Source organism: Aminivibrio pyruvatiphilus (assembly GCF_004366815.1).
In the GTDB taxonomy this organism is placed as follows: Bacteria; Synergistota; Synergistia; order Synergistales; family Aminobacteriaceae; genus Aminivibrio; species Aminivibrio pyruvatiphilus.
Genome location: NZ_SORI01000011.1, coordinates 40,405 through 67,130 on the forward strand (window position 1 = coordinate 40,405; position 26,726 = coordinate 67,130).

A 26,726-nucleotide genomic window follows, 5' to 3' on the forward strand; every position below is an offset into this window, starting at 1 on the left:
TCGCTTTCACCCGGAAACGGGCACACTGAAAACGTCAGAAAAAAGAGAACAGGCGGAAAGATGCTTCATATTATACAACAGAAGCGGGAGCCTCCTCAGGCTCCCGCTTCTGTAAACAGTGTCCCTTGTGCGGGGTTATTCCGTCATTTCCGGGGTTCAATAGCCGATGCGTTGTTTCTCAGGCGAAGAAGGCGCCTGTCCGTTGGAGGATGGGAATTGAAACCGTTCGGGGAGGTCTTGAATCCGGCGGCCTTCATTTTCTCCATTGCCCGGACGAGCCCCCACGGACTGTACCCGGCGGCGGAAGCCGTCCTGATGCCGTAATCGTCCGCGGCCACTTCCTGTTCCCTGCTGAAGCCCGATTCGGCCAGGGCCATGCCCACCCCTCCGGCAATCTCCCGGGCCGCGTTTCCTTCAAGTGCATGGAAAAGGAGCCCCCAGAGCAGGCTGCGCCCGACGGAGCTGTTGTAATGTCCCAGCTGGATATGCCCCGCTTCGTGGGCGAGAATACCCGCGATCTCGTCTTCGTGGTCGAGTATGGCCATCAGCCCGGTGGTGACATGGACCGAGTGATTCCCGGGCGAAAACTTCACCCAGGCGTTGGGTTCTTTTTTGTTCTCGAAATTGACCGGCTTATGCTCGATTCCAGCCGCTGCGGAAATGTTCTTCCAGGCACGGTTAACCGCGGCCTGGTCAATGGCTGCTTCCAGTGTTCCCGTGAAAAGAAGGGCCAGGAGAGAAACGGCGGGAAGGAGTCTCCATGCTTTTTTCACATCGTTCTCCTCCTTTCTTCGGGGAAAAGTTCCCGGGATTGTCTTTCAAACTTCGTTCCTTTTTGAAATTCTTGCCTATTTTTTCCCTGCAGGAAAGGGGAGAATTACGTATAATATCCTATTATGACTGATGACGGCAAAATGATGCTTCAGTGCTCTCTCTGCGGTGCAGCGGTCCGGGAAGACAGCCTGCTGTGGCGGTGCGGCTGCGGGGCTCCTTTCAAGGCGGACTTCGGCGGCATTCCCCCCATGAACAGAAAACGGATACGTTCCGGTGAACAGGGGATGTGGCGTTATGGGGCCTCCCTTCCCCTGGAAAGACCGGAGGAGAAGGTGTCCTTCGGTGAGGGATGGACCCCCCTTGTCCGGGAAGAGTGGAACGGCATGAAACTCTTCCTGAAGCTCGACTTTGCCTGTCCTACAGGCTCCTACAAGGACCGGGGGATGGCCTACCTGGTGAGCAGACTGAGGGACCAGGGAATCCATGAGGTTATAGAGGATTCTTCCGGAAACGCGGGAGCCTCCATGGCGGCCTACTGCGCCCGGGCCGGCATACGGTGCCGTGTTTTCGTGCCCTCCTACACCTCAGAGGGAAAGTGTGTCCAGGTTGCCTCCTACGGGGCGGAACTTGAAAGGGTACCCGGAACCAGGGAGGATACGACCAGGGCAGCCGAGAAGGCCGCGGAGACCGCATTTTACGCAAGCCACAACTGGAGTCCCTGGTTCGCCCACGGGATCAAGACCTTTGCTTTTGAACTGTGGGAACAGCTGGGATTCACCGCCCCGGATGCGGTCCTTCTTCCTGCCGGCCAGGGGAGCCTCGTTCTCGGCTGTGCCCTTGCCTTCGAAGAACTGCTCTCAAGCGGGGAAATAGAAACCCTTCCGAAGATATTCGCCCTTCAGCCGAAGAACTGCGCCCCCCTGGAAGAAGCGTTCAGGGAAGGAAAACCCATTCCCGGAAAAGTGCGGAAAACGGAAACCATCGCAGAAGGTATCAGCTCCGCGGAACCTGTTCGGGGGAGAGAAGTCCTCGAAGCGGTGAGAAAAAGCGGAGGCGCCGTCCTTTCCTTTTCCGACAGGGAAATCTGGGACGGTTTTGTCAAGCTCGCCCGAAGAGGTTACTTTGTCGAACCCACGAGCGCCATCGTTGCGGCGGCGGCGGAACGGCTTTCCCGTGACGGCGGGGTGGGAAGGAGAGATACGGTGGCGGCGGTTCTTACCGGGTCAGGGCTCAAGGGGAGCGGAAAGATTCTCTCCCTTTTTGCCTCCCCGCCGGAGGACTGAATGAAAAGACGGCATTCCCCTTTGCCGGGAAGGGATCTGCCATGGGCAGGGTGAGCGTGAACAACCTGCGGGAGGGGATGGTCCTCGAAGAAGACCTGTCCGCTCCCAACGGCAGGTTCATCCTGGGCAGGGGCGCCGCTCTGAAAGAAAATCATATCCGGATGTTCAAGATCTGGGGCGTAACCGGTGCATCCGTGGAAGGGGCCGAGGACGGTGAGATAGTGCTCGGGGAGAATCTCCGGGAAGAGGCTCTCCGGTCGGCCGCCGCCTACGTGGATTCCTATTTTCCGCCTCCGGAAGGTGAAACGGCTGCGCCGGCGGGGATCCGGTCCTTCTGCACCAGGAAATTTGCCGGAGAAATCTCTTCCGGCAAAACCCCGGACCCCCTTCCTGCCATGAAACAGCTCCCGCGCCCGCCGGAAGGGCACTTCGGCCGTACCTTCTCCGCCTACGGCCTCGCAAAGAACGAGGTGAGGCTCGTTTCGTTCCCGGACATCTACTTCAAGATACAGGAAGTCATCAATTCTCCGATAAGCTCCGCCACCTCCATCGCGAAAGTGGTGGGCAAGGACCCCAGCCTTACCGCCCGTCTCCTCCGGCTGGTGAACAGTTCTTTTTACGGCTTTCCGAACCCGATACTGTCCATTCCCAGGGCCATCGCCATCATTGGGTCGAACGAGCTGACGGCCCTCGCCCTTGCCGTGTCCACCATGACGGTGTTTCGCCATGTTCCGCCCGCGTACGTGGACATGAAATCCCTCTGGAAGCACTCCATCGCGTGCGGCGTGTTTTCCCGCCTTCTGGCCTATTCGAAGAGAATACGGAACGAGGAGCGGTTCTTCCTCGCCGGACTTCTGCACGACCTCGGGAGGATCATTCTCTACACCAAGACACCGGCAGAGATGACCTATGCCCTCGAACTTTCCTTCTTTGAGCGGATTCCCCTCTGGCGGGCGGAAAAGAGGGTTTTCGGTTTTGACCACGCCGCCGTGGGAAAGGTTCTTCTCGAAGAATGGAACATCCCCGAAAGCATACGGAAGCTCTGCGACTTCCACCACTCGCCCCTGGAAGAAGACGCCCCCGAAGAGTCCGCCTTTGTTCATGCCGCGGATTACATTGCCAACGGGCTCCGCACAGGAACAAGCGGTTCGGCCTATCTTTCCGCCCCGGCTCCGGAGATCTGGGACTATCTCGGTCTGGACGAAGGAGATCTGGAATCGGTCCTCGTTCAGGGAGAGCGGCAGATCCGGGAAATCATGCATATTTTCCTCGTGGCCTGAGGCGGGAATGATGAGCGGAGATCCCATGGAAAAAATGAAAGAAAGACTTGCGATTCTCTCCAGGGAACGGGAGGCGGCAAAACGCCTTCTCGAATCCGCCGTGGATTCCCTCGGCTTTTCCGTGGTGGTGGACGAGGAGTTTTCCTATCCCGCCCTGTTCGAGGAATGCGCCCGGAAAGTGCGCACCTTCATCGCCTTCGAATCTCTTGCCTTCATCGTCTTCGCCCATGACGGCCTCAATATGTCCCTGGAGTTCTGCGACCCTTCCTCCGGCAGGCCCTTTTTCGAGAAGGAGATGCTCCCCCTCGTTGAAGACAGAACCTTTGCCTGGGCAGTGGACAGGAACAGGCCGGTCATCGTTACTGCCACCGACGGCAGGGGGCAGATTCTCCTTCATTCCATGACCACCCAGAACAGGACCATGGGGATGTTCATGGGGTACCTCGGAGAAGACGAGGCGGATATTCTCGACCTGTCCTTCGCTTTCCTCACCGTTGTCCTCAGCGCGGCAGCCGGACTGCTCCAGAATGCAGAACTCTACACCGTGATCCGGGGCCTGAACAGCGAGCTCAGCAGAAAAATCGAACGGCTCGAGGAATCGGAGCGAAGCCTCGCGGAGGCCATGCGGGCCAGGGACATCTTCCTCGCCAACGTAAGTCATGAAATTCGAACCCCTCTGAATGGAATTCTCGGCATGGCCACACTGCTCGAGGACACGTCGCTCGACTCCCGTCAGGCCGACATGGTCCGGATCCTCAGGGATGAATCTTCTTCTCTTCTGCGGCTCATCAACGATCTTCTCGACTTTTCCAGGATAGAAGCCGGGAAGCTTTCCTTCGAGGATGCTTCTTTCGATTTTCCTGAATTCTGGAACAGCATCCGGGACAGTTTTTTTCCGAGAGCGCGGCAGAAAAATCTCCGGTTCCGGATGGAACTCAGGGGAGAGATTCCCGGGACGGTGTCCGGGGATTCTCTCAGAATCCGCCAGGTTTTCGGCAACATCATCGGGAATGCCCTGAAGTTTACATCGAAGGGTGAAGTTTCCGTTCTCGGAGAAATCCTTCCCCGAGAGGAGGGACTGTGTGTTCTCCAAGTCGACGTCCGGGACACGGGAATCGGCATCTCTTCAGAACAGGCGGGGCGGCTCTTCCGGCCATTTGTCCAGGGAGATCCCTCCACTACCAGAAAATACGGCGGAACGGGGCTCGGTCTTGTGATCTCCAAACGACTGGTGGAAGGAATGGGAGGTTTCATATCCATCGAGCCCGGGAAAGAGAAGGGAGCCCATTTTCGGTTCTGCCTTCCCCTGAAGATCCTGGCCGGGAAATCCCGGGAGAAGGACAGCACAGGGGGAACGGTAATCGGCTTTCCCCCGGGATATTCTGTGCTGGTGGTGGAGGACAATGAAACAAGCAGAATGGTGGCCGTCTCTCTGCTGGAGAAAATAGGCGTTCCGGAGATAGAAATTGCGGAAGACGGTGCCGTGGCCATTGAAAAACTTTCCTCAAAAAGGTACGATCTTGTTCTAATGGATATCCAGATGCCGGTGATGGATGGACTGGAAACCATTGCCGCAATCAGGGATTCATCGTCCCCCGTTCTGGACCGCCAGGTTCCCGTAGCCGCCATGACGGCCAACATACTCCCCGCCGACAGGGAGAAGTACCTCAGGTCCGGCATGACGGACTATATCAGCAAACCGGTTCTCCCCGAGGATCTCGTCAGGCTTCTCCTGAAAAACCTCGGCGCGGAGAATGCGCGGACGGGCGACAGGGACGGCGGGAATGAAAAGACCGTCTTCAGAAAAGATATCCTCCTCAACCGCATGGGGGGGGATGAAAAACTCTGTGAACGGACCATACGGCTTTTCGTGGAGGATTCTCTGAAACTTGCAGGGGAGCTTGCCGCCCTTCTCGAGTCCGGCGGTCTCGAGGAAGCGAAGATGAAGGCCCATACCCTGCGGGGTGCCGCGGCGAACGTGGAATCCAGGGAGATAATGGCAGCAGCGGCAGCTGTTGAAGAAGCCGCCGCCGCCGGCAAAAGGGAGAAGGCCAGTTCCCTGATGCCGGCCGTTTTTGCGGCCCGAAAAAGGTTTCTCGCCGAAGTGGCGGACGGTGAAGACGCGAGTCCAAAAAGCACCGGAGAATGGAAAGGATGAATGGTCCCTATGAAAATACTTGTTGCCGAAGATGACGCAACATCTTTATTCATGCTGCAGTCCCTGCTCGAAAAATGGGGGTACGATGCTGTAGCCCTTTCCGACGGTGTGGAGGCTCTCTCGGTATTGAACGGCGAAGATCCCCCCCTCCTTGCGATCCTGGACTGGATGCTTCCCGGCCTGAACGGGCCGGAGATCTGCCGGAGGCTCCGCATGGGCGGAGGGGCACGTAAGGGAAGGCCGTACCAGTACATCATCATGCTGACCGTCAAGGGAGAGAAGGAAAACGTCGTTGCCGGCCTTGACGCAGGGGCGGATGATTATGTGACAAAGCCCTTCGATTCCCAGGAGCTGCAGATGCGGATAAAGGTTGGAGAAAGAATTCTCCTCCTCCAGGAACAGCTCCGGAAGGCGGCCCTGTACGATTCGCTCACGGGACTCCCCAACAGGAGGGCCGTCATTGACGGTCTCGAGGGGGAAATCGCCCGTTCCGAGAGGTCCGGGGAATCTTTTGCCGTCGCCCTTCTTGACCTCGATCATTTCAAGGAGGTCAACGACAGCTATGGTCATGCGACGGGCGATTCAGTCCTTGCCGAGGCGGCCCGGCGGATCCGGTCGGCGGTGAGAAGCTATGACCTTGTGGGCCGGTACGGCGGTGAAGAGTTCCTTCTCGTTTTTCCGGGCCTGAAGGGCGATGATGCCCTCAGGATCTGCGAGAGGGTCTGTTCGGTGATAGAAAAAAAACCTTTTTTCCCCGCGCCGCAGCAAGGAAGCGCAACTCCTTTTACCGTAACCGCCAGTCTCGGTATATGTGAATGGAGCCCTTCCTCCAGCGGACCCGATGAGATGCTTATGGGGGCGGACCAGGCGCTGTACAGGGCAAAGAGAAAGGGACGCAACGCCGTTTGCCTCTGATTAGGGATTTTTACCGGAGATTTCTTCCTGTTCTTCCCCTATTATAATGCCCGAAAAAATGTGAAAGGAGGGATGCCGGTGCCCAGATTGCTGAAAGCACCAGTTGTCCTCAGCACTTTAACCATTGCTTTCTTCCTCCTTGCTTTTCCGGCCGGAGGAGCCGCCTCCGGCATGGACGAGCTTTTTACCGCAAGAGACTGGCGCGGTGTGGACACCCTGCTGGCGCAAAAAAGCGGCGTTCTCTCCCCGAGAGAACTTTCTCTTGCGGCAAACTCTCTCTGGTTTCGCGGAAAATGGGCCGAGTCGCTGGAGCTTCTTGAACGGACGGCCTCTCACTGGCCCCAGTCGGTGAAGCCCTACGGTACCCTCATGACCATCCTCGGACTGGAGAGGACCGGCCGAAAGGACGAGGCAAGGCAGGCTGCCGCAAAGTTTCTGCCCGCGGCTCCGGCGGACATAGCCTATTACGTCGCCTATGCCCTGTACAGGCTCACAGCTGAAGAGGACACCGCAGGAAGAAGAAAGCATCTTCAGCGTATGTACAGCCTCGCCGAAAACACCTCCCAGCAGTCGTCCGCCCTGACGCTTCTCCTGGGGCTGCCGGGCGACAGGACTGCCTATGCCCTGAACCTTCTCAGCATCCACCCCAGAAACAGCGCGGCCCTGAAGATCCTCGAGGCCCTGCCTAAACCATGGAAAGCCGAAGTGAATTTCGCCGTCGGGTATGCCGCCTACCTCAGGGGACAGCACGGGAAAGCGGTACCCCTCCTTAAGGCGGTCCCGCTCGAGTCCCGCAACGGAAGAAAGGCCAGATACTACCGGGCCTTTTCCCTCTACAGCCAGCAGAAATACGGTGAGGCCCTCGAGCTGTGGAGTTACCTCGCCAGGAACGGCTCCACCTATGCCGAGTCCTCCATACGGAGAATATCCATCCTTGCAGGGAGAGCCCAGAAGGAGCGGGCCCTCCGGGTGCTCCGGGAAGTTGCCGCCTCCCGGGAGGGCGCGATAAAAGCGAGGGCCCTGTATTCCCTCTCGACCCACGCTTCAGGAAAAGAAAAGCGGGAACTCGAGGAAAAGGTCATCGCCCTTATTCCGGATTCGGCCTTCACCACCCGTATCCTCTACAACCGGGGATGGGACCGGTGGAACAGCGGCGACATCAAGGGAGCCGTGCAGGAATGGGAAAAGAGTATTTCCTCAGGTATGGACGGGAACTGGCGCCCCAGGGTTCTCTACTGGGTCGCCCATGGATACGAACGGCTGAAGGCGCCTGAAAAGAAGGCCGCCTTCCTTGAAAAAATACGGAAGAATCATCCTTTGTCCATCTACGCTTTTCTCAGCGGCGGGGACAAGCTGTCCATTGTCCCTGACGTTCCCCGTCCCCTGGCCCAGGACAGCCCTTCGGACCTCGAGCAGTGGGGGTTCATCACCTATGCGCGGTGGCACCTGCTCGCAAGGGGCGACGCCAAATCCCTCTTCCGCGCAGCCCGGCTGGCGGAGTGGAGCGGAGATCACCTGGCGGCCTATTCAGCCGTTGGCCGCATCGCCGGGGAGATAACCCGGGGGCCTTCTTTCTTCAGGAAGGGCATGGAATATCTCTACCCCCGGCCCTTTCTGGACGAGGTGAGAAAGGCGGCGGAACGGTTCAAGGTGGAGGAAAATCTCGTCTGGGCCATCATGCGGCAGGAAAGCGCCTTCAATCCCAACGCCACAAGCTGGGTGGGCGCCGCCGGGCTCATGCAGCTCATGCCCGCCACGGCACGGAGCGAGGCGAAAGCCCTGGAGATGAAGAACTACAACCTCTACAACGCCGGCCAGAACATTATTCTCGGAACAGCCCATATCGCCCGCCTTTTGAAATCCTTCAGCAACGTGGAGCAGGCTGTGGCCGCCTACAACGGAGGAAGCGGCTCGGCCAGACGCTGGCTTGCCGGAAGGAAGGACGTTCCCCTGGATGAATGGATAGAATCGGTCCGGTTTGAGGAAACCAATGACTATGTCAGGAAAGTGATGGCCAATCTTCACATTTACAGGGCGCTGTACGGCATTCCCAGAACAGAAGGTGCGGCTCCGGGAGCGCCCGGCGACGTGCCTGACGACGACCTTGAAACTTCCGCCGACGGTCCCGACCCTGAGGACAGGGACGACGAAGCTCCTCTTCTTCTGGACGACGGAGGAAAATAAAGTCAAAGGGGCCCCGCCGGGAAAGAGCGGGGCCCCTTTTGCTTTTCTACTTGCTGCCTTCGTTCTGCCTGCAGATTGCCGGCAGCTCTTTGAGTTCCTTCAGGGCGGATTCGAAATGGTGCCACTCCATGAGGAGCTCCCCGTCTCCTCCCGTTTTCAGGTGGTCTCTCACGGCGAGCATGGCCGCTTTCCTGCAGACGAAGGCGATGTCGCCTCCCGTTCTGCCGTCGGTAAGCCGGGCCAGGGTAGCGATGCGGACCTCGGAAGACAGTGGTTTTTTCCGCAGGTGTATTTCAAAGATTTTCTCCCTGGCCTGGGCATCAGGGCGGGGAAGTTCGAGAATCAGATCGAACCGTCCGCCTGAAAGAAGAGAGGGGTCCACAAGGTCAAGGCGGTTTGTCGTCGCCAGGATCACTACCCCCTTGAGCTCCTCGATGCCGCTCATTTCCGCGAGAAACTGGCTGATCACCCGCTCTGTGAAGCTCGCCCCGCTGCCGCTTTCCTTTCCCCGCACCGGCACCAGGGACTCGATCTCGTCAAAATACAGGATGGAGGGCGAAGCCTGTTTTGCGGTCCTGAAAACGTCCCGGATGGCCCGTTCGCTTTCTCCCACGTATTTTGACATGAGGGAGGGGCCCTTCACGGAAATGAAATTTACTCCGCTCTCCCGGGCCAGGGCTTTCGCCAGAAGGGTTTTTCCCGTTCCGGAGGCCCCGTGGAGCATGATTCCCTTGGGCGGCGTGATGTCGAACTTCTCGAAAATATCGCCGTGCTGGAGAGGCCACTGGACCGCGTCACGAAGCTCTTCCTTGATCTCCTCCAGCCCTCCGATATCCCTCCATGTGACATCGGGAACCTCCACGAAGACTTCCCGTATGGCCGAGGGTTCCACTTCCTTGAAGGCCTCGAGAAAATGGTCCATGCGGACGTCCATGGCAAGAAGGCGGTCGTAGGGAATGTCCTCCATCTCCATGTCGATCTCCGGAAGCAGTTCCCTGAGGCTTGCCATGGCGGCCTCCTTTGCCAGGGCTTCCAGGTCGGCTCCCACGTAGCCGTGGGTCATTTCAGCCACTTTCCTGAGGTCCACGTCCGCCGCCAGGGGCATTCCCCTGGTGTGGATGGTCAGGATTTCGTGCCTTCCCTTCCTGTCGGGAATGGGAATGGAAATTTCCCGGTCGAACCGTCCGGGCCTGCGGAGCGCAGGGTCGAGCGTGTTGGGAATATTCGTCGCCCCGATGACCACGATCTGTCCTCTTGACTCCAGCCCGTCCATCAGGGCCAGGAGCTGTGCCACAACCCGCCGTTCCACCTGCTTCTCTCCGCCCATATCCTCCCGCTTGGGGGCGATGGCGTCGATCTCGTCGATGAATATGATGGAGGGAGCATGGGCCTGGGCATCCTCGAAGACGTTCCGCAGTCTCTCTTCGCTCTCGCCGTAGAATTTCCCGATGACCTCCGGTCCCGAAATGTGGGTGAAGTAAACATCGGTCTCGGCAGCCACAGCCCTGGCGATCACAGTCTTTCCCGTTCCCGGAGGGCCGTAGAGAAGGACGCCTTTGGGAGGCTGAACGCCGAGGCGGTCAAAGACCAGAGGAAACCGGAGGGGGAGCTCGATCATCTCCCTGATGCGCTGGATCTGGGAACCGAGGCCGCCGATGTCCTCGTAGGAAATCCTGGCCTTCTTCTCCATTTCCGGCTGCTTTTCCACGTTCACGTAGGTGGACTTGCTGATGATGACCGTTCCGTCGGGAGTCGTGTCCATGACCCTGAAGTCGCAGATTCTCGTGCCGAAGAGGTTTGTCCGCACCCGGTCGTCCTTCCTGACGGCCATTCCCTCGAGCAGGGACCGGATATACACAGCGTCCCGCTCTTTTTCCAGAAGGGCGGTGGACGTGAGCGGCCGGAGGGTGATGCTTCCCGCGAAATGGTGATCGGCCTTCCTGACGGTGACCTTGTCGTCGATTCCTGCCTGGGCGTTGTCCCTGATGATGCCGTCGATCTGGAGGAATCCCCGCCCCCCTCCCTCGGACATCTCGGAATCGCACGAAAGAAGCCGTGCCGCAGTGACTTTCTTCCCTTCTATTTCGATGATCTGCCCTTCAGACAGCCCCAGCTCGCGAATATCCTCCGGCGCCATCCGGGCGATGCACCGGCCTACGTCTTTCGGCATGGCTTCCTTGACTTTGAGCATGCTTCATTCCCTCTTTCCTGTAGATCGTCAATACAGCGGCGGTACTTTTTTTACATCCGGAATGCTACCATAAAAAAGCCCTCCCCGACAAACGGGGAGGGACCGGTCTTCAAACGGCGGCAGGTCCGCTTCAGCGGGCCACTGCAGCCTCCACGCGGCCGGGATACGCCTCCAGGCCGACCTTGAGAATGTTCATTGCCTTGAGGAGGTCTTCGTTGTTCAGGACGTAGGCCAGCCGGAATTCCTGCTTTCCGAGACCCGGGGTGGCATAGAAGCCTTCTCCGGCGGACGCCATCATAGTTTCCCCGTTTACGTCGAAGTTCTGGAGCATCCAGATGATGAACTTCTCAGCATCGTCCACCGGCAGCTTCACCATCACGTAGAAGGCTCCCTTCGGCTCGGCGCACACCACGCCGGGCATCTCCTTCAGGGCCTTGTACAGGGTGTTTCTCCTTGACTGGTACTCTTTGTTGACTTCCTCGAGATAGGACTTCGGCGTGCTGTACAGGGCCGTGGCGCCCACCTGCTCCAGGGTGGGGACGCACAGTCTTCCCTGGGCGAGCTTCAGAACCTGGGCCATGAAGTCCCTGTTTCTGCAGGCGATGCAGCCGATGCGGGCGCCGCAGGCGCTGTAGCGCTTGGATACGGAATCCACGATGATGACCCGGTCGGCGATCTCCGGGAGATGTCCGAAGCTCGTGTACTGCAGCCCGTCGTATACGAACTCCCTGTACACTTCGTCGGCGACGATGAAAAGGTCATGCTTCAGGGCCAGGGAGGCCAGCATATCCATTTCATCTCTCGTGTAGATGGTTCCGGTGGGGTTGCCGGGATTGGCCACGAGAACACCCCGGGTCTTCGGAGTGACGAGGGCTTCGATTTCCTCTCTCGGGGGAAGGTGGAACCCTTCTTCGGCTTTTGTGGTGATGGGGCGCACTTTCACGTTCACGGAACCGGCAAAGGCGTTATAATTGGCGTAGAAGGGTTCGGGGATGAGCACTTCGTCCCCGGGATCGCACATGGCCATGAAGGCGAACATGAGGGCTTCGCTTCCGCCGTTTGTGACGATGATGTCCTCCCGTTCGAAGGGAATGTTGAAGTTTTTATAGTAGCCGCTCATGGCGTCACGGAGATCGTTGTTTCCCTGGGAGGTGGCATAGGCTATCACGTCCTGGGAAAAGCCCCTGATGGCCTCGAGGAAGGATGGAGGAGTCACGATGTCTGGCTGGCCGATATTGAGGGGATAGATCTTTTTGCCCTTCGCCCGGGCTTCCTCCGCATAGGGAAGAAGGCGGCGGACAGGCGACGACTGAAGCGCGCGAACTCGTTCGGAAAACTTCACCTGTATTACCCCCTTGAATTAAACTGGATGGACCTTTGGAGAAAATGATATCATAAAATCCAATGGTTTTTGCAGAAAAAAACGAGTACTTACTACAAATTTGTTCCTGGAAATTACCCGGAGGTGGAATCTGACCCATGAAAAGAATGGAACTTCTGCGGAGACTCGCCCGCGACAACGGAAAAAAAATGATACTCCTCGTCATGGACGGAATCGGCGGACTTCCCGGCCCGGACGGAAAAACCGAGCTCGAAGCCGCTGATACCCCGAACCTGGACGGCCTTGCCGCAAAAAGCGAGCTTGGCCTCATCGACATGGTGGACGCGGGAATAACCCCGGGAAGCGGTCCCGGCCATCTTTCCCTGTTCGGTTACGATCCACTCGAGTTTTCCATCGGCAGGGGCATCCTCGAGGCCATGGGCGTCGGGGCTCTCGTAGGCCCGGGAGACGTCTGCGCCCGGGGGAATTTCTGCACCCGCTCCGAAGACGACATCATCCTGGACAGGAGAGCCGGGCGGATAGCCACGGAAAAAAGCGCTCTCGTGGTGGAGAAGCTGGCGGCAGCCATAAGAGAGATAGATGGTGTGAAGGTCACCTTTTACCCCGGAAAGGAACACCGGTTTGTCGTCGTCTTCTCCGGTGCCGGCCTGACTGAACAGGTTGCCGATGCCGACCCCCAGCAGGAAGGGGCCCCCATGCGGTGGGCGGACTCTCTTGGGCCCGACGGGGAAAGGATGGCGGCCGTGGCCAATGCCTTCATAAGGAAGGTCTCCGAGGTTCTGAAGGGTGATGCCCCGGCGAACGGATGCCTGCTGAGGGGATTCTCCTCAGCTCCCGATCTGCCCCTGATGGGGGACCTCTACCGGATGAGGCCCGTTGCCGTGGCAACCTACCCCATGTACCGCGGGCTGGCGAAGCTCGTCGGGATGGACGTCGTTGACGCCGGCGAGACCCTGGACCAGCTCTTCGACACCGTCGGCCGTCTCTGGAACGACTATGACTACTTCTACGTCCACGTGAAGTACACGGACAGCAGGGGAGAGGACGGAGACTTCGACGGCAAGCGGAAAGTGGTGGAGACGGTGGACGCCCTTCTTCCGAAACTACTTGCCCTGTCCCCCGGCGTACTGGTGGTGACGGGGGACCACAGCACCCCCAGCGTCATGAGCGCCCACTCCTGGCATCCCGTGCCGTTCCTGCTCTCGAGCCCCTTCGTTCGTTCAGGGGATTCAGCGGCCTTCAGCGAGAGGGAATGCCGCATCGGCTCGGGGGGCAGGATGGAGGCGCGGAAGCTGCTCGGACTGATGCTCGCCCATGCCGGCCGGCTAGAAAAATACGGCGCGTAAGGCCTCTTTTATGACAATACGGGGTGATGGCGTGGAAGAGCAGCGGCTGAGCAAGACCGGAGAAATCCGGCGGATGGCCAAGGACGACCGTTTCAAGGTTCTCGGGGTTGTGTCGAGAGCCTCCGTGAGAAAGGACAAGAACGGGAAGAATTACTGGGATATCGCCCTTATGGATGACGAAGGCATCATCGAAGGAAAAATCTGGGGAAATTCCAGGTGGTGGGACAAGAGCGGCGACGGGCAGGTCGAGGTGCAGGACCCTGCCGAATCGTCAGTTTTCGGTGAGCTTGTGGGCAAAACCCTGGGATTGGCGGGTCAGGTCACCGAATTCAAAGGACAGCTCCAGTACAATTTCAACGCGGTGTATTTCCTGAACCAGGAGAAATTTCCTCCCCACCAGTTTGTACAGCGTTCTCCCATCGACCAGGACACCCTGGAAAAGGAGTTTTTCGACCTCCTGGGGAGCTGCGGCGGACAGGTGGAGGCTTTTCTCCGTTACGTCTTCTTCGAGAGAAAACTCTGGGACCGGTTCAAGGACTGGCCGGCAGCGGTGGCCCACCACCATGCCTACGTAGGTGGATTGCTGGAGCACACCATTGCCGTGGCGAGGACGGCAAGATCCCTGGCGGGGACCTACTCCGAATCGGGGTATGAAATCAGTGTCCCAGTCGCTGTGGCGGGGGCCCTGCTGCACGATCTCGGAAAGATGGATTCCTACAGACTCGTTCCTGCTCCCGAAATGACGGTGGTCGGCACGGTCATAGACCATATTGTCCTGGGATACAGCACCTTCGCCGCCCTTGCCAGGGATTTCGGCCTGGAGGAACGGCTTTTTCTCGCCATAGGCCATATTCTGGTGAGCCATCATGGATGCCGGGAATTCGGATCCCCCGTTCTGCCCGCCACCCCAGAGGCCATGGCGGTGAGTGCGGCCGACGAGCTCGACTTCAGGCTTTTCTGCTGGAAAAATTCTGTGGAGAAAATGGAGGACGGCAAGGAAATTACGGATTACAACGTTTCAGCCCAGAGGCGTTTCTGGAAATGGGAGCAGGGGAATGGCGCATAAGCTGACGGTTTCCTCATCCGACGACGGACGCAGGTTTGACAAGGTGCTCCGGTCCATCTGGCCCGGCCTTCCCCTGAGCGTGGTCATGAAGGGAATCCGGACAGGCTCCGTGAGGCTTGACGGAAAAAAGGCCTCCTGCGATGTCCGGGTTTCTGCCGGCCAGGAGATTTACGTCCCGTGGGAGAGCCCCAGGGAAGCGGCGGGGGAGTACCGCTACCGCCGGACTTTGTCCGTTCTCTTCCGTGACAGCCGGATCTGGGCTGTGAACAAGCCTGAAAACCTTCTTGTCCAGCCCGACAGGAAGGACCAGGACAACGTCCTTGACCGGGTGAAGTACATGCTGCAGCTCGAGGGGCTCGAAGAAAGGGCCTATGCCGTGCACCGCCTCGACAGGAACACCACGGGCGTTCTGCTCGTTGCCCTTTCGGGGGTCAGTCTCCGGATACTTCAGGACGCCTTCCGGGAGAGAAAAATCCGCAAAACCTACCTCGCGGTGGTGGCGGGACTCCCGCCGAAGGAAGGAGAGATCCGGGCGCCGCTCCTGAAGGAGCCTTCGTCGAACACAGTCCGGGTCGATCCTGCCGGCAAAGAAGCCCTGACCAGGTTCAGGCTTCTCGGCGGCGGAAACGACGCCTCCCTCGTGGAGATCGACCTCGTGACGGGACGGTCCCACCAGGCCAGGGTCCACATGGCGTCCATAGGATGCCCTGTCCTCGGCGACATCCGGTACGGAAGCGAGGAAACCAACGGAAAATGGAGAAAGCGGGGAATCCGGCGCCCCCTGCTTCACAGCTACAGGATCCTTTTTGGGGAACTCGGGGGAGAAATTGAGGATTTGTCCGGCATGAGGATTACCGCTCCTCTTCCCGCCGACATGGAGTCCCTTTGCGCCTCCCGGGGATGGCGGCTTCCGTAATGGAAGAGGAGTGACGGACTGAAGGTCCGGAGAGGAGGATAATGATGGAACTGAAAATCGTCGCGGAGCGGAGCATTATGGACAAGCTCCGGAAAAAAGGCGAAGCGTTTGTCATCCAGCGGACCCTCGGGATCGGGTGAGGAGCCAGGAGAGTCTTCAGAGTTGAAGACGGCGTTCCTCCGTCGGAGGGCGAATACCGCAGAATAGAGCACGAAGGAGTTTCCCTCTGGGTTCCCTCCTTTATGAAATTCAGAAATGACACTGTCGAGGTAGTCCAGCGGGGCTTTCTGTGGTCGGCCTATCTCATGGTTACCAGCGTAGAAGCGGGCAGCGGCTCTTTTTGCGCTGATTGTTCCGATTGCGGAGAATGAATTGTAAGATTTTGTTCTAGGTATTTGGAACTATTTTGACCTATTTCTTCTCTTTTCTTGGTGCTTTAAGGAAAAAAATGTTATGATATGAACGGTCTCAAACGGCGGAAGCCGTAAAAATACAGGAGGTGTGTTTAATGGCCGTAGTGAAGCGTACTTCCTCAAACGTTCTCCTTGACACAGCACTCAAGAATTTCTATGCAGCAGCTGAGGAGATGGGGCTCGAAGAGGGACTCATCGACATCCTCAGCCACTCCGAGCGCCGGACATGCGTTTCCATCCCCGTGGAAATGGATGACGGTACGGTAAGGGTTTTTGACGGGTACAGGGTTCTCCATTCTTCCGCCATCGGACCGGGCAAGGGCGGAGTCCGTTTCCACCCCGAAGTGAATCTTGATGAATGCGAAGCCCTCGGCATGATGATGACCTGGAAATGCTCCCTCGCCGGCATTCCCTACGGCGGAGGCAAGGGTGGCGTTTCCTGCGAACCCCTCGAGCTTTCCAAGAAGGAAAAAGAGCGGATCGCCAGAACCTGGGCAGCCCGGATGGCTCCCGTTATCGGAGCATGGACCGACGTCCCCGCCCCTGACGTGAACACCGGCGGACCGGAAATGGTCTGGTTCATGGACACCATCAGCAAGATGAAGAACCAGCTCGAGCCTGCAATTTTCACCGGAAAGCCCATTCCCCTGTGGGGGTCCAAGGGCCGCACGGCTGCGACGGGCTACGGCGTCGCCACCTGCGCTCTCGAGCTTCTGAAGAATCTGGGCAAGTCTCCCGAGGGCGCCACCGTCGCCATCCAGGGCTTCGGCAACGTGGGCACCTATGCCGCCCTTACAATGATCGATGCCGGATCCAAGGTCATCGGCATCAGCGACATCACCGGAACTTATTACGCCCCCAACGGCCTTGATATCAAAAAAGCATTCGACCACGTGAGCAACCATCCGAAGCGCCTTCTTGAAGGCTTTACCTGCGACGGCTGCCAGAAGCTCGACCTTCCCGAAGTGCTTTTCCTGGACTGTGACATCCTTATCCCCGCCGCCCTTGAGGGCGTCATCAACGGGAAGAATGCCGACAAGGTCAAGGCGAAGTACATCGTCGAAGCAGCCAATGGCCCCATCACTCCTGAAGGCGACGCCATTCTCGATGACAAGGGAATTCTCGTCGTTCCCGACTTCCTGGCCAATTCCGGCGGAGTCATCGGCTCCTACTTCGAGTGGGCCCAGGACCTCGGCGGATTCTTCTGGTCGGAGGAGGAGTACAACGACCGGCTGATCCGCATCATGAAGGACAACTTCCAGCGGGTGTGGACGTACGCGAAGGACAAGAACGTCAAGATGCGCCGGGCAGCCTTCATGGCCGCTATCCAGAGAGTGGCCGATGCGGTGCGGATGAGAGGCGTGTTCCTGTAAAAGAAAAGAGCTTATTGTTTCGGGGCCGGAGAAATCCGGCCTCTTTTTTTGTTCCGTTAATTAGACAGAAAAGACAAATAAGTGATCAAAACATGCGCCGTGTGTGTTAGAATTTTCAAAGAAAGAAGTGGCGAAACGGTCTCTGTAATCCATGGGAAAGCAGATCTACGAGGAGGTGGAGGAACGGATGAACCCGAGAGAGATGTACCTGCAGCAGCTTGAACAGGCGGTGCCTTACTTGACGGTGGAGCCCGAATACCTTGAGATGCTGAGGTATCCGAAAGAGGTTCTCGAGCTTTCCATTCCCGTGCGGCTCGACGGAGGAGGAGTGAAGATTTTCAGCGCGTGGCGGAGCCATCACAACAACGCTCTCGGCCCCTACAAGGGAGGAGTCCGGTACCACGTGGAAGTAAGCCGGGATGAAGTTGTCGCTCTTTCCTCGTGGATGACTATCAAGTGTGCCATTGCCGGCCTCCCCTACGGCGGAGGCAAGGGGGGCGTCTCGGTGGATGTCCGCGAGCTGTCGCGGAACGAACTCGAGAATCTCAGCAGGGCCTATGCTTTCGGCATCTCCCGGTTCGTCGGGACGGATTATGACATTCCCGCTCCCGATGTGTACACAAATCCCCAGGTAATGGCCTGGTTTCTCGATACCTTCGAGAAAGTGAAGGGCTGGAGCGAGCCGTCGGCTTTTACGGGAAAACCGGTAGTCATGGGAGGATCTCTCGGCAGATCCGATTCGACGGGAAAGGGAGGCATCTTCATCCTCAGGGAAGCCCTGAAAGCCATGGGACTCCTGGGCAAACCCCTCACCGTGGGAATACAGGGATACGGAAACGTGGGCTCCCGGGCCCACCGGTTCGTCGAGGAAGATCTCGGCCTCACCGTAGTAGCGGTCTGTGATTCCGGTGCGGCTGTTTACAATCCGGCGGGACTGAAATACTCGGAAGTGGGGAAATTCAAGGAAGAAACCCGTTCCCTGAAAGGTTTTTCCGGCGGGGAAGAATTTTTCCCTGATCTGATTTTCGAGAAGGAAATGGACATCCTCATCCTGGCTGCCCTCGGCGGTGCAATCGACGAAAAGAATGCCGGAGCTGTAAGGGCAAAGGTGATTCTCGAGCTGGCCAACGGCCCCATAACGCCTGAAGGCGAAGCCATCCTTGCCGACAGGGGAGTGCTTATCGTCCCGGATGTCCTTGCCAACGCCGGGGGAGTAATCGTCAGCTGTTTCGAATGGATCCAGGGACGTTCAGGTGACATGTGGTCTGAAGAATATGTGTTTTCAAAGCTGGACGAGAGAATGGTCCGGTCCTTCAGGGAAATCTGGTCTATCCGGCAGGACAGGAAGATCAGTTTCCGCCAGGCCGCCTATGTCAAGGCGGTCAGCAGAATTGTGGATGCCATGAGGTTCCGGGGGATTTGGCCGTAGGGGGACTGAGCAGGGTGGAAAGGAGCAGCTCGGCCTTTCCACCCGGAAATCAATCGTAGAACACTCTTTCAGCCGGGCTTGCCCCCGGGTCTGCAAAGAAGGGGCCTAGGCCCTTGTTCATCATCTCTGCGTAGGTTGGGATTCCCTCGAGGATAACGGTCTTGTCGGGAGACAGCATGTTGTGGACCTGAAGGATCGTCATGAGGGTGGTAACGTGCCGGGCGGTCCGTTTGTGCACCGGCCATCCGTTTTCGTCGATGGGGGCGTACAGGAGCTTGTGCTCTCCGGCTTTCATGACGAAGCGGTCCTTTCCCGACATGAGGAGCTCCTCGTCAGTGATGCCCCGGATCCTGTCAAGCATGGGTTCGGCAACCTCCGCCAGGTAGGAGACCGCTTCTGAATGATCCCCGATTTCCCTGTGGGAGAGTCCGTGGAGTGCCTTTGGGGAAAACTCCATGCCGATGGGGACATCGAATGTCTGGGAGGTGAGCATCATTGAGGCCATGGCGGCCACGGACTGCCCCTTTTCGTGGACGACGATGGTGTTCTCCACGGCATATTCAAGCTCCGCCTCGTGGAAATCCATGACGATGTCCGCCTTTTCGTTCCGTATCAGTTCCATGGCGGCGAAGCAGGTGCGTTCAGCAAGCAGTCCGTCAGGTCTGCCGGGCCATGTTCTGTTCGCATTTCTCACGTCCATGTAGGCGAGGTTCTGCCCGCTGGGGAAATGAATGTACACTTCCGGGTCCGGCCAGGAATCGAGGGGGCTCGCAACCCTGTCCCCGTAGCGCCATCGTTTGACTCCCCATGGTGTGTTCACATGAAAAAACCGGGGATAGGCCTCTCCCATCCTGGTCCCGAGGGAGGCGCTCCGGTTGATTCTGTTGATAACAATGATTCTCCCCCGGAGGGGTTTCACGTTCTCGGTGAAAATCTGGGCAGACAGGTTTGCCACGGGCTCTTCGGGGTGGGTTCCTCCGATGAGCACTACCGTTCCTCCCGGAACCCCGCTGTTAAAAATATACACATTGGCGTCGTTCACCGAGTTCTTAACGGAATCGCTGTAATCACTGAGTCTTTTTACCTCCGAAATGTAGGGGCTGACGACGACGGCTTCCCTGTATTCCCGGTGTTCCGTGAAGAGGAAACCGGCCACGGCGGCGCAGCCGCCAACGATAAGGAGGATGACCGCTTTTGCGGTCCGGATAGTCATGGGGTCTTCCTCCCTTCTATTTCAGCCGCAAAAGCCTGAGGACGAAGGGAATCATGATGATCCCGTAAAGCGCCGCCTCCTGTATGCTTTTGGTCGCCAGGAAATTCTTCGCAAGGGCAAGCAGAAAGAATGCCGTGATAAAGTAGTACAAAACCATAACAACAGAATTGACCATAATCATGTCCATGCTGTCAGCCTCCGATCACGCCGGACAGTTCACTGCTGTACACCATGAAAAGGGAGCACAGAAGGAGAATGACGGCCATGGGGGCCAGGGATGTCCGGACGAAACCCCGGAAATACTCCCCCTTGTAGCCGAGTTCCATTACGGTTGCCCTGCCCACGACCGCCGTGGGCGGAAGGCAGTCTCCAAGGGGCCACATGACGGACCATGCCGCGAGAGAAATCACCGGATCAAGGCCCTTCATGTTGAACAGCATGATCAGCGGCACGCCGAAAAGAGGCGCCACCGCATACTGGAGCATTCCCTCCGAAATGGGCAGGATGAGCCACAGGGAGAAGAAGAGAACCGTCAGCGGCAGAGTGACCACCGCCAGGGAGAGGAGTCCCCGGACGCCGCTCAGGGTCATGATCTGGATGAGGGCCCCGACAACAACCATGATGCCAACGAGCCCCTGGAGGTTGTGTACCGTGTCGGCCGCAACCCGGAAGACGGGAGGCCGCACCGGGCTGACCAGGAGGACGGAAAAGGCGCAGACCATGAAAATGAGGGGGAGCCCCAGGACCGGGAACCCGTGGGGAATGATCCGTCCTGCCAGTACGAGAGCCCCGAGCAGTATAAAGGGGAATCCGGCGCGATGCCAGTTCCATCCCTCCGGGGCTTCCGGAAGCCCGGAAAGGGCCTTTTCAAGATCCACGGGCTGCCCTTTTCCGGCAAGCCAGAATGCGGAAAGAAGGGCTCCTGTAATGGAGAGAACCGCAAGGGGAACCGCGAAGCCCACGTAGGGCATGTTTGCCCCTGCGGCGGCCATCATGGCCCAGAGGTTGATGGGCGGGCAGGCAGCACTCATTGCTGCAAGGAGAAAGATGAGAGCCGTTCGTCTGTCCTCTCCCACACCCATGGCAAGGAGGACCGAACCGACAAGGGAGCCGACGGTCAGCACTGCCGTGGCTCCTGACCCGGTGATGGCTCCGGGGGCGAGCATGACCAGCACCAGGAGAAGAAGGCATATAAACCGGCGGGAATGGAACGTCCGGACTATTTTTCTCACTATGAAAGCCACGCCCCCCGCTTCCTTGTAAAGGGTCATGAAAAATGTGGCTGAAAGGAAGATCAGGCAGACATCGAAGTACGTGAAGGTTCCTTCGACGATATGCCGGACCGCTTCCGAGAAAAGCAGAGGAGACCGTGGATCGGCTCCCTTCGGGAGAACCATGTGGGCTGCAAGGCCTGAAAAAGCCCCGCCAAGCATGGAAAGTTCGGTGGTCAGGGAGAACTTTTTCCCTGCGGCAAAGGCCACGACGATGACCAGAAGGACAAGGAGCGAATGATGGAACATTGTCATCGGTGATACATCCTTTCAAGAGAGGTGGGGAAAGGGCCTCGTGACGAGGCCCTCCTACCCTGGCGAAGGCCGCTTATTTCAGGGCGTTGCCGATGGCGAGGGCGTCCTTGACCTTAATAAGGGGTTTCCCGTGTTCCCCGGCGTACCGGGTAAAAAAGCCGTCGCTGTCGCTGTCATCGACGACGAGAATTATATCGGCAGCCTTCATGACGGCTTCGATGGATGCTTCATCAGAACTGTCCGTCCTCCGGGCCATACCTTCGATGTGAGCTCCGACCACTGTCATTCCTGCGGCACGGGCCGCTTCCATGAGGGTGATACACCGTTCGATCTCCCTGTTGACGTTTGTTCCAGCAGCTCCCATTCCTTTCATGCTTGTGCCGGCCGTAACGATGAGGGTTTTCGCGTTCTTTCCCGCCAGAGCTTCTGCTGTGAGCCCGTTGTCGTGCTCCGCCTGAACACCCGCCTGGAGAGCCGACATGCGGAGCATGACCGCACCGGGGCTCTGCCCGCAGGTCGTGACGATGAAGGGGCCCTCGAGCTTCGGGGCCTCGGCGAATGCCGCGGCTGACAGGAGAACGGCGGCAAGGCAAAGGATGAGTCCGACTGCATAGTTTCTTTTCATTCCGGTGAACCTCCCGTTGGATGTATTTCTCTGCGCCTGGAGCCCTTCCGTACTGGGGAAGGAACAGAGCGGCGGGGGGAGCCGCTCTCAGTGCGGATGAGCCTGGTTATTTCGAAGCTTCCCTCGATTTGGCCCGTTCGAGGTCGCGGATGGTGAGATCGCCGAAGCCGACGTTCTTCAGGTACTCTGCCGGATAGCCGGGGGAGGTCATTTTGCCGTCCTCGTTGATCATTCCGCCGTCATAGAACTTCCCGATAAGATGGAACGCGAAGTCCCACCAGCCCTTTTCAACCTTGTTCAGGTTGTCGTTCGTGTATCCGGTAAGGTAGGCTACTGCTTCGGCAGGATTTTTCCTGTAAAGCTCCAGAGCCTTTTCCTCAACCTGGGCCTGCAGCGAGAAGAACACGTCCTCGTATTCGGCCTTCTTGGCACGGATCACCTTGTACATGGCATCCCAACGGAGGTTCGCCCAGTTATTGACGAGGTTGAAGGCCCACCATGCGCTTTCCCGGTCGAATTCAGCCCTCTTGCCCGTGGTCCAGGGTTTCGGAAGCTCGGTAACACCGCAGTAAATGGGGACGTAAACGGTGGTGTCAGGGGCGTCCTGCCCGAACCAGAGCACTCCGCCTATGGGGTTGGGAAGCCAGTCGCGGCTCTGGGAGACAAAGCTGTATGAGCATCTGAACATGGCGATGGGCCGTTCCCAGTCCATTCCCTTGCGGTCTTCGGGCCTGACAGCGGCGGGAGTGGGCCAGCGGTTGGGATTCCCGAAGGGGCCGGAAGCGGCGTCCTTTGTAAGGTCGTACTCGGTTCCTTCCAGATGGTCGCTGTAAATATCCATAATGTCCCTGACGCTGAGTTTCTTGTCAGGTTTCACCGAGAAGGGATAATGATCGTATTCGCCGAGGACGTCGAACTTCTGGGAAGGGGCTGCGAGATTGAGGGCTCTCCATTCTCTCCTGGCCTGGTAGTAGGGGTACCCGTAAGGATCGGGGTTGAAGATATCGGCGTAGTGGAAAGGAGTGCCGGGTTTCCACCACCCCATCTGCTCGGGGAGTTTCGTGATATCGGTGGAAAACATGAAATTCTCGGTATCTGCGAAATCAACCACACCTATCCTGGCGCGGTTGGCTCCCACGAACACCTGGTCGTCGGGGACCCTGCGGGCGACCCAGTGAGCGCCGGGTCGTCCTGATTCCCTGTTCCAGAGACCGGGGCCGCAGATTTCGAACACCCAGAGTTCCTTCGTGTCGCCGATAACAAGCGTTTCTCCGCCGTCGGCATAACCGTACTTTTCCGCAAGCTCTCCCATGACTTTGATGGCTTCGCGGGCGGTGGCGGCGCGGGCGAGGCCCAGGGCCTGGAGGTTTTCGATGTAGAAAAGGCCTTCGGGAGTTGCGAGCTCATCCCGCCCGCTCCAGGTGAATTCGCCCATCATGAGCTGCTGGTCGTTCATGAAGGGGTAGCCGATATGGAAGTACGTGTAGGTCTTTTCGACCTGGGGAATTTCGCCGACTTTCTTCACGGGACGGTCCGGTCTCGTGTCGTAGCACATGATGTTGTAGATATCCACCATTTCACCGGATTTGTGCTCTCCGCCCGGAACAATCCTGATCCTGTGATCGTACCAGCCGTCGCAGGTATGGCTGACGATTACCGATCCGTCGGTACTGGCCTTCGCCCCGACTCCGAGGGGAGTGCAAGCAAGGGCGGTCGATGCCGCAAAAGCGGCGAGAACACACGCGAACAGAATACCTGAAAAACGACGAGATCTCATGCAACGTACCTCCTGAAAATAGGTTGTTTTTCCCCGCCGTACGGCTGGAACAGCCGTCCCCCCGGCAGAGAAAACGAAACTATACGGCGCATCCAAACTTTAGGGGTACCGGGATGGTTTTACCAGTGTTTTGGAAGATGCGGCGACCTTTGTACATTTTTGTTCGCCGATCGGCGGAACGGTGAAAAAGGAGGCGGGAAAAAGGCTGATGAGAACGGCTGGTCCGCCGTCAGAACAGGGAAAAGATCATGAACAAAAGAAACAAAAGTGACTGACCGGAGCTACGGAGTCCGGTTCAGGAGAGCATACTTGTTCACCGGTCTGCCTATTTCATGGTATTCCTGTTCCATAACCGCCTGGCCGGACGCGACAAGATGTTCGAGATAGCGCCTGGCGGTTATCCTGGAGACGCTGAGCTGTTCCGCTGCTTCGACGGACGAAAGGGCGGTTCCCTTTTCGGCCAGAAGGGACAGGAGGCGCTCGAGAACGTGGGGATTGAGCCCCTTGGGGAGCCTTCCGTCGAAATCCTTGTTGCTTCTCGCCTGGAAAAGAGTGTCGATTCCTTTCTGGTCGATCTGTTTCGGGCCGTCCTTCAGTTTTTCGATCATGCGGGAAAAAGACTGGAGTGATGCCCTGATCCGCTCAAACACGAAGGGTTTGACGATATAGTCGAATGCCCCTGCCTGAATTGCCCTGTTTACCGTAGAGATATCCCTGGACGCCGAAACCACGATAACGTCCACATTTTCACCGCTTTCCCGGATTTTCTCCAGAAGAGTCATTCCGTCGAGTCCGGGAAGAAAGATGTCCAGTACCACAAGGCGGACGGGGCGCCTCCTGAGAAAATCCAGGGCTTTCAGACCATTGTCCACCACGCCGGCCACTCGGTAATTTTCTACGGAGTTGATGAAATTCTGGTGGATATCGGCGACCATGGGGTCGTCCTCCACGATCAGCACATCGATCTGGGCCATCAGAATACCTCCTTCAGGCAGGGATCTGCGGAGGAGGATACCGGCAGTGAAACAGTGAATTCGGTAAAGTTCCCTGTTTCGTAGTCCGCGGTTATGGTTCCCCCGAGAGCATCCACTATGGTTTTAATATTGTACAGGCCGAATCCGGAAAGTTCGGCCTTTTTTTTCGTGGTGAACCCTTTCTCGAAAAGCCTGGAAGCTCCTTCGTCCGTCAGGGTGCCGGCATTGTCGCAGACGCTGATGAGGATATGGCCGGACTCGTCGAAAATAGAAAAGTCCACTGAGGCACCGGGCGCGATTCCTTTTTCCTCCAGCGCTTCGATGGCGTTCTGCAGAAGATTTCCGACGATGATCACCAGCGACCGGTCATTGATTTCGCCTCCCCGGTCGCAGCAGAAACTCTCGGGATCGAGGCAGAATTGTATTCCCAGTTCACGGCACCGTCCCGCCTTTCCCATGAGGACGCCGCAGACTGCGGCATTCTTTATTCTTTCCGTCATGAAAGCAGTGGCGGAGTGGCGCGAGTCGGTTTCCGAAGCGATGAATTCGATGGCCCTGTCGTAACGCCGGAGCTGTATAAGGCCGGAGATGGCCTGGAGTTTGTTCATGAATTCATGCCCCTGGACCCGGAGGCTTTCCACGTAGGTCCGGACGCCCGTAATTTCTTCAGCCATGGCCTGAAGTTCCGACATGTCCCTCATGGTGATGATCGCCCCGACGGTTCTCCCTGCCTGAATAACGGGGACCTTGCTGCAGGAAAGAAGGGCGCCGTTGAGATTCTGTTGGTGGTCGTAGACGGGACGCCCCCCCGCGAGGATCATGCCGGCAGACAGGCCCGGAATGCACAGATCCGCCTCTTTTCCCACGGATTCATGTGAAAGGCCCAGCAGGGTCCGTGCAGCCCGGTTGATCATGGTGATCTTCCCATCCCTGTCCACGGCGAGAATGCCGTCCCGTATGAAATCAAGGATCTTTTCCCGCTCCTTCACAATTATTGTTACCTTCCTCTTCAGCATCATGTTCCATGCAAGGAATGCGCAGAGAAGGAGGGCGCCGGCGCCTGCCCAGTTCCATATCTGCCGCATGCTGAAGACCGAAGGTTCGAATTCAGAAATCCAGCGGTCCCGTATCCGGTCGATTTCTCCGGCCCTCTCCATGGCATCCAGGCCGCGAAAAAACTGCAAGGCAAGTGCTGACTGCCCTTTGAGAACGGCAATGCCTTTCGCCACAAGATAGGGAAAAGGGCGGAGAGGGGAAATATCCTGTTCCCTGCCCATTTCCCTCGATATCTTGATGCCCTGGTATGCCCCGAGAAAGGCTCCGTGCCCCCTGCCCGCGGCCAGAGCGGCAAGAACGGTCCGGGGTGATTCCTCCCGCAGAAGGGAGACGGGAAGCGAACCTCCCGACAGATGGCGTTCCTCCTGGGATTCTGCGGCAACAAGAACGGTCTTCCCTCTCAGGGTGTCCGTTCCCCCTGCTTCCCGGCCGGGAAAAAAGAAAGTGGCCGGTTCCCTGAGAAACGGAAGGGTGAAGACGTAGGAAAGAAGCTCTTTTCCCGAAAGCCGATGGGTCAGAAGGTCCAGTTCGACGGAGAGATTCCTGTTTTGGGGGTCAAGGTTTTTCACGGGCAGATAGCCGAAGATTTCCGAGTCGGGAAGAGTGGGGTAGAGGCAGCCTGCCACAGCGTCGATTTTCCCCAGGTGGACGTTCCTGCGGGCCTCCCTGCCGTCGCCTGAGGAAAGGGAAAGCTTGAGACCTTCCCTTTCGCCCAGGGAGGAGAGGATGTCCACGTACATTCCGGCGAGTTCTCCGGCGGAATCCCTGAAGATATAGGGTGCTCCGGAGTCAAGGCAGAATACATGATAGGTCCGCCCCGTTTCGCTTCCGACTATGCGGGGAGATCCCCCAGTTCCCCTTTCAGGAAAAAGGAAAAGGAGCACC

Annotated in this window: 20 protein-coding genes; 10 read left to right on the forward strand and 10 right to left on the reverse strand. The window is 57.9% G+C overall.

From position 1 onward, the window contains the following. Nucleotides 1–143: 143 nt before the first annotated feature. Entirely contained in the window at nt 144–773 is a 630-nt protein-coding gene (locus C8D99_RS09220) for a M48 family metallopeptidase (protein ID WP_133957848.1), read from the reverse strand. A gap of 123 nt (nt 774–896) precedes the next feature. On the opposite strand from C8D99_RS09220, the gene C8D99_RS09225 reads away from it, so the two are divergent. From C8D99_RS09225 to C8D99_RS09245, 5 genes are all read left to right on the forward strand, one after another. Beyond that, nucleotides 897–2,057 carry a threonine synthase gene (locus C8D99_RS09225; protein WP_243833883.1) on the forward strand — a complete coding sequence of 387 codons (1,161 nt, stop codon included), beginning with the start codon at nt 897–899 and terminating at the stop codon, nt 2,055–2,057. A 41-nt stretch (nt 2,058–2,098) separates the two neighbouring features. After that, nucleotides 2,099–3,337: an HDOD domain-containing protein gene (locus C8D99_RS09230; RefSeq protein ID WP_133957849.1), complete on the forward strand. Its 1,239-nt coding sequence runs from the start codon at nt 2,099–2,101 to the stop codon at nt 3,335–3,337. 25 nt (nt 3,338–3,362) lie between these two features. Further along, a complete protein-coding gene (locus C8D99_RS09235; protein WP_166670105.1) occupies nt 3,363–5,495 on the forward strand; it encodes a response regulator in 2,133 nt (710 codons plus the stop codon). A 9-nt stretch (nt 5,496–5,504) separates the two neighbouring features. Next, a complete protein-coding gene (locus C8D99_RS09240) occupies nt 5,505–6,410 on the forward strand; it encodes a GGDEF domain-containing response regulator (RefSeq protein WP_166670106.1) in 906 nt (301 codons plus the stop codon). Between the two features lie 78 nt (nt 6,411–6,488). Next, nucleotides 6,489–8,594 (forward strand): lytic transglycosylase domain-containing protein, encoded by a 2,106-nt coding sequence (locus C8D99_RS09245; protein WP_166670107.1) that lies wholly within the window; start codon nt 6,489–6,491, stop codon nt 8,592–8,594. Nucleotides 8,595–8,640: 46 nt separating this feature from the next. Here the strand turns inward: C8D99_RS09245 and C8D99_RS09250 are convergent, their stop codons facing one another. Together C8D99_RS09250 and C8D99_RS09255 are read right to left on the reverse strand one after the other, a co-directional pair. Then, on the reverse strand, nt 8,641–10,785 hold the full coding sequence (locus C8D99_RS09250) for a CDC48 family AAA ATPase (protein WP_133957853.1): 2,145 nt from the start codon (nt 10,783–10,785) through the stop codon (nt 8,641–8,643). Nucleotides 10,786–10,915: 130 nt separating this feature from the next. Continuing rightward, on the reverse strand, nt 10,916–12,127 hold the full coding sequence (locus C8D99_RS09255) for a pyridoxal phosphate-dependent aminotransferase (protein ID WP_133957854.1): 1,212 nt from the start codon (nt 12,125–12,127) through the stop codon (nt 10,916–10,918). Between the two features lie 137 nt (nt 12,128–12,264). Between C8D99_RS09255 and C8D99_RS09260 the strand changes: the two genes are divergently transcribed. The 5 genes from C8D99_RS09260 (at nt 12,265) to C8D99_RS09280 (ending at nt 18,670) form a co-directional block, all read left to right on the forward strand. Next, nucleotides 12,265–13,473, forward strand: coding sequence for a 2,3-bisphosphoglycerate-independent phosphoglycerate mutase (locus tag C8D99_RS09260; RefSeq protein ID WP_133957855.1), 1,209 nt, complete (start codon nt 12,265–12,267; stop codon nt 13,471–13,473). A gap of 10 nt (nt 13,474–13,483) precedes the next feature. Then, complete coding sequence (locus tag C8D99_RS09265; RefSeq protein WP_133957856.1) at nt 13,484–14,539, forward strand: 3'-5' exoribonuclease YhaM family protein; 1,056 nt, start codon at nt 13,484–13,486, stop codon at nt 14,537–14,539. Then, on the forward strand, nt 14,529–15,455 hold the full coding sequence (locus C8D99_RS09270; RefSeq protein WP_133957857.1) for an RluA family pseudouridine synthase: 927 nt from the start codon (nt 14,529–14,531) through the stop codon (nt 15,453–15,455). The genes C8D99_RS09265 and C8D99_RS09270 overlap by 11 nt, the downstream gene beginning before the upstream one ends. Nucleotides 15,456–15,963: 508 nt before the next feature. Beyond that, nucleotides 15,964–17,241, forward strand: coding sequence for a Glu/Leu/Phe/Val family dehydrogenase (locus tag C8D99_RS09275; protein ID WP_133957858.1), 1,278 nt, complete (start codon nt 15,964–15,966; stop codon nt 17,239–17,241). A gap of 151 nt (nt 17,242–17,392) precedes the next feature. Next, the gene (locus C8D99_RS09280; RefSeq protein WP_133957859.1) at nt 17,393–18,670 is read left to right on the forward strand and encodes a Glu/Leu/Phe/Val family dehydrogenase; all 1,278 of its coding nucleotides are present in this window, start codon (nt 17,393–17,395) and stop codon (nt 18,668–18,670) included. 49 nt (nt 18,671–18,719) lie between these two features. Here the strand turns inward: C8D99_RS09280 and C8D99_RS09285 are convergent, their stop codons facing one another. From C8D99_RS09285 to C8D99_RS09310, 7 genes are all read right to left on the reverse strand, one after another. Beyond that, on the reverse strand, nt 18,720–19,883 hold the full coding sequence (locus tag C8D99_RS09285) for a M14 family metallopeptidase (protein ID WP_133957860.1): 1,164 nt from the start codon (nt 19,881–19,883) through the stop codon (nt 18,720–18,722). A gap of 16 nt (nt 19,884–19,899) precedes the next feature. Then, nucleotides 19,900–20,070 carry a hypothetical protein gene (locus C8D99_RS15220; RefSeq protein ID WP_166670108.1) on the reverse strand — a complete coding sequence of 57 codons (171 nt, stop codon included), beginning with the start codon at nt 20,068–20,070 and terminating at the stop codon, nt 19,900–19,902. A 4-nt stretch (nt 20,071–20,074) separates the two neighbouring features. Further along, nucleotides 20,075–21,409 carry a C4-dicarboxylate ABC transporter gene (locus C8D99_RS09290; protein ID WP_133957861.1) on the reverse strand — a complete coding sequence of 445 codons (1,335 nt, stop codon included), beginning with the start codon at nt 21,407–21,409 and terminating at the stop codon, nt 20,075–20,077. 73 nt (nt 21,410–21,482) lie between these two features. Beyond that, a complete protein-coding gene (locus tag C8D99_RS09295) occupies nt 21,483–22,034 on the reverse strand; it encodes a DUF6305 family protein (RefSeq protein WP_133957862.1) in 552 nt (183 codons plus the stop codon). A 106-nt stretch (nt 22,035–22,140) separates the two neighbouring features. Next, complete coding sequence (locus tag C8D99_RS09300; RefSeq protein WP_133957863.1) at nt 22,141–23,811, reverse strand: dipeptidase; 1,671 nt, start codon at nt 23,809–23,811, stop codon at nt 22,141–22,143. Nucleotides 23,812–24,092: 281 nt separating this feature from the next. Then, nucleotides 24,093–24,785: a response regulator gene (locus C8D99_RS09305; protein WP_133957864.1), complete on the reverse strand. Its 693-nt coding sequence runs from the start codon at nt 24,783–24,785 to the stop codon at nt 24,093–24,095. Next, complete coding sequence (locus tag C8D99_RS09310) at nt 24,785–26,725, reverse strand: ATP-binding protein (RefSeq protein WP_274542672.1); 1,941 nt, start codon at nt 26,723–26,725, stop codon at nt 24,785–24,787. The genes C8D99_RS09305 and C8D99_RS09310 overlap by 1 nt, the downstream gene beginning before the upstream one ends. Between the last annotated feature and the right edge of the window lies 1 nt (nt 26,726).

Coding starts and splice junctions, on each gene's coding strand:
- C8D99_RS09225 (WP_243833883.1), top strand. CDS start 897: ATGACTGATGACGGCAAAATGATGCTTCAGTGCTCTCTCTGCGGTGCA.
- C8D99_RS09230 (WP_133957849.1), top strand. CDS start 2,099: ATGGGCAGGGTGAGCGTGAACAACCTGCGGGAGGGGATGGTCCTCGAA.
- C8D99_RS09235 (WP_166670105.1), top strand. CDS start 3,363: ATGGAAAAAATGAAAGAAAGACTTGCGATTCTCTCCAGGGAACGGGAG.
- C8D99_RS09240 (WP_166670106.1), top strand. CDS start 5,505: ATGAAAATACTTGTTGCCGAAGATGACGCAACATCTTTATTCATGCTG.
- C8D99_RS09250 (WP_133957853.1), bottom strand. CDS start 10,785: ATGCTCAAAGTCAAGGAAGCCATGCCGAAAGACGTAGGCCGGTGCATC.
- C8D99_RS09260 (WP_133957855.1), top strand. CDS start 12,265: ATGAAAAGAATGGAACTTCTGCGGAGACTCGCCCGCGACAACGGAAAA.
- C8D99_RS09265 (WP_133957856.1), top strand. CDS start 13,484: ATGACAATACGGGGTGATGGCGTGGAAGAGCAGCGGCTGAGCAAGACC.
- C8D99_RS09270 (WP_133957857.1), top strand. CDS start 14,529: ATGGCGCATAAGCTGACGGTTTCCTCATCCGACGACGGACGCAGGTTT.
- C8D99_RS09275 (WP_133957858.1), top strand. CDS start 15,964: ATGGCCGTAGTGAAGCGTACTTCCTCAAACGTTCTCCTTGACACAGCA.
- C8D99_RS09280 (WP_133957859.1), top strand. CDS start 17,393: ATGGGAAAGCAGATCTACGAGGAGGTGGAGGAACGGATGAACCCGAGA.
- C8D99_RS09285 (WP_133957860.1), bottom strand. CDS start 19,883: ATGACTATCCGGACCGCAAAAGCGGTCATCCTCCTTATCGTTGGCGGC.
- C8D99_RS15220 (WP_166670108.1), bottom strand. CDS start 20,070: ATGGACATGATTATGGTCAATTCTGTTGTTATGGTTTTGTACTACTTT.
- C8D99_RS09290 (WP_133957861.1), bottom strand. CDS start 21,409: ATGACAATGTTCCATCATTCGCTCCTTGTCCTTCTGGTCATCGTCGTG.
- C8D99_RS09295 (WP_133957862.1), bottom strand. CDS start 22,034: ATGAAAAGAAACTATGCAGTCGGACTCATCCTTTGCCTTGCCGCCGTT.
- C8D99_RS09300 (WP_133957863.1), bottom strand. CDS start 23,811: ATGAGATCTCGTCGTTTTTCAGGTATTCTGTTCGCGTGTGTTCTCGCC.
- C8D99_RS09305 (WP_133957864.1), bottom strand. CDS start 24,785: ATGGCCCAGATCGATGTGCTGATCGTGGAGGACGACCCCATGGTCGCC.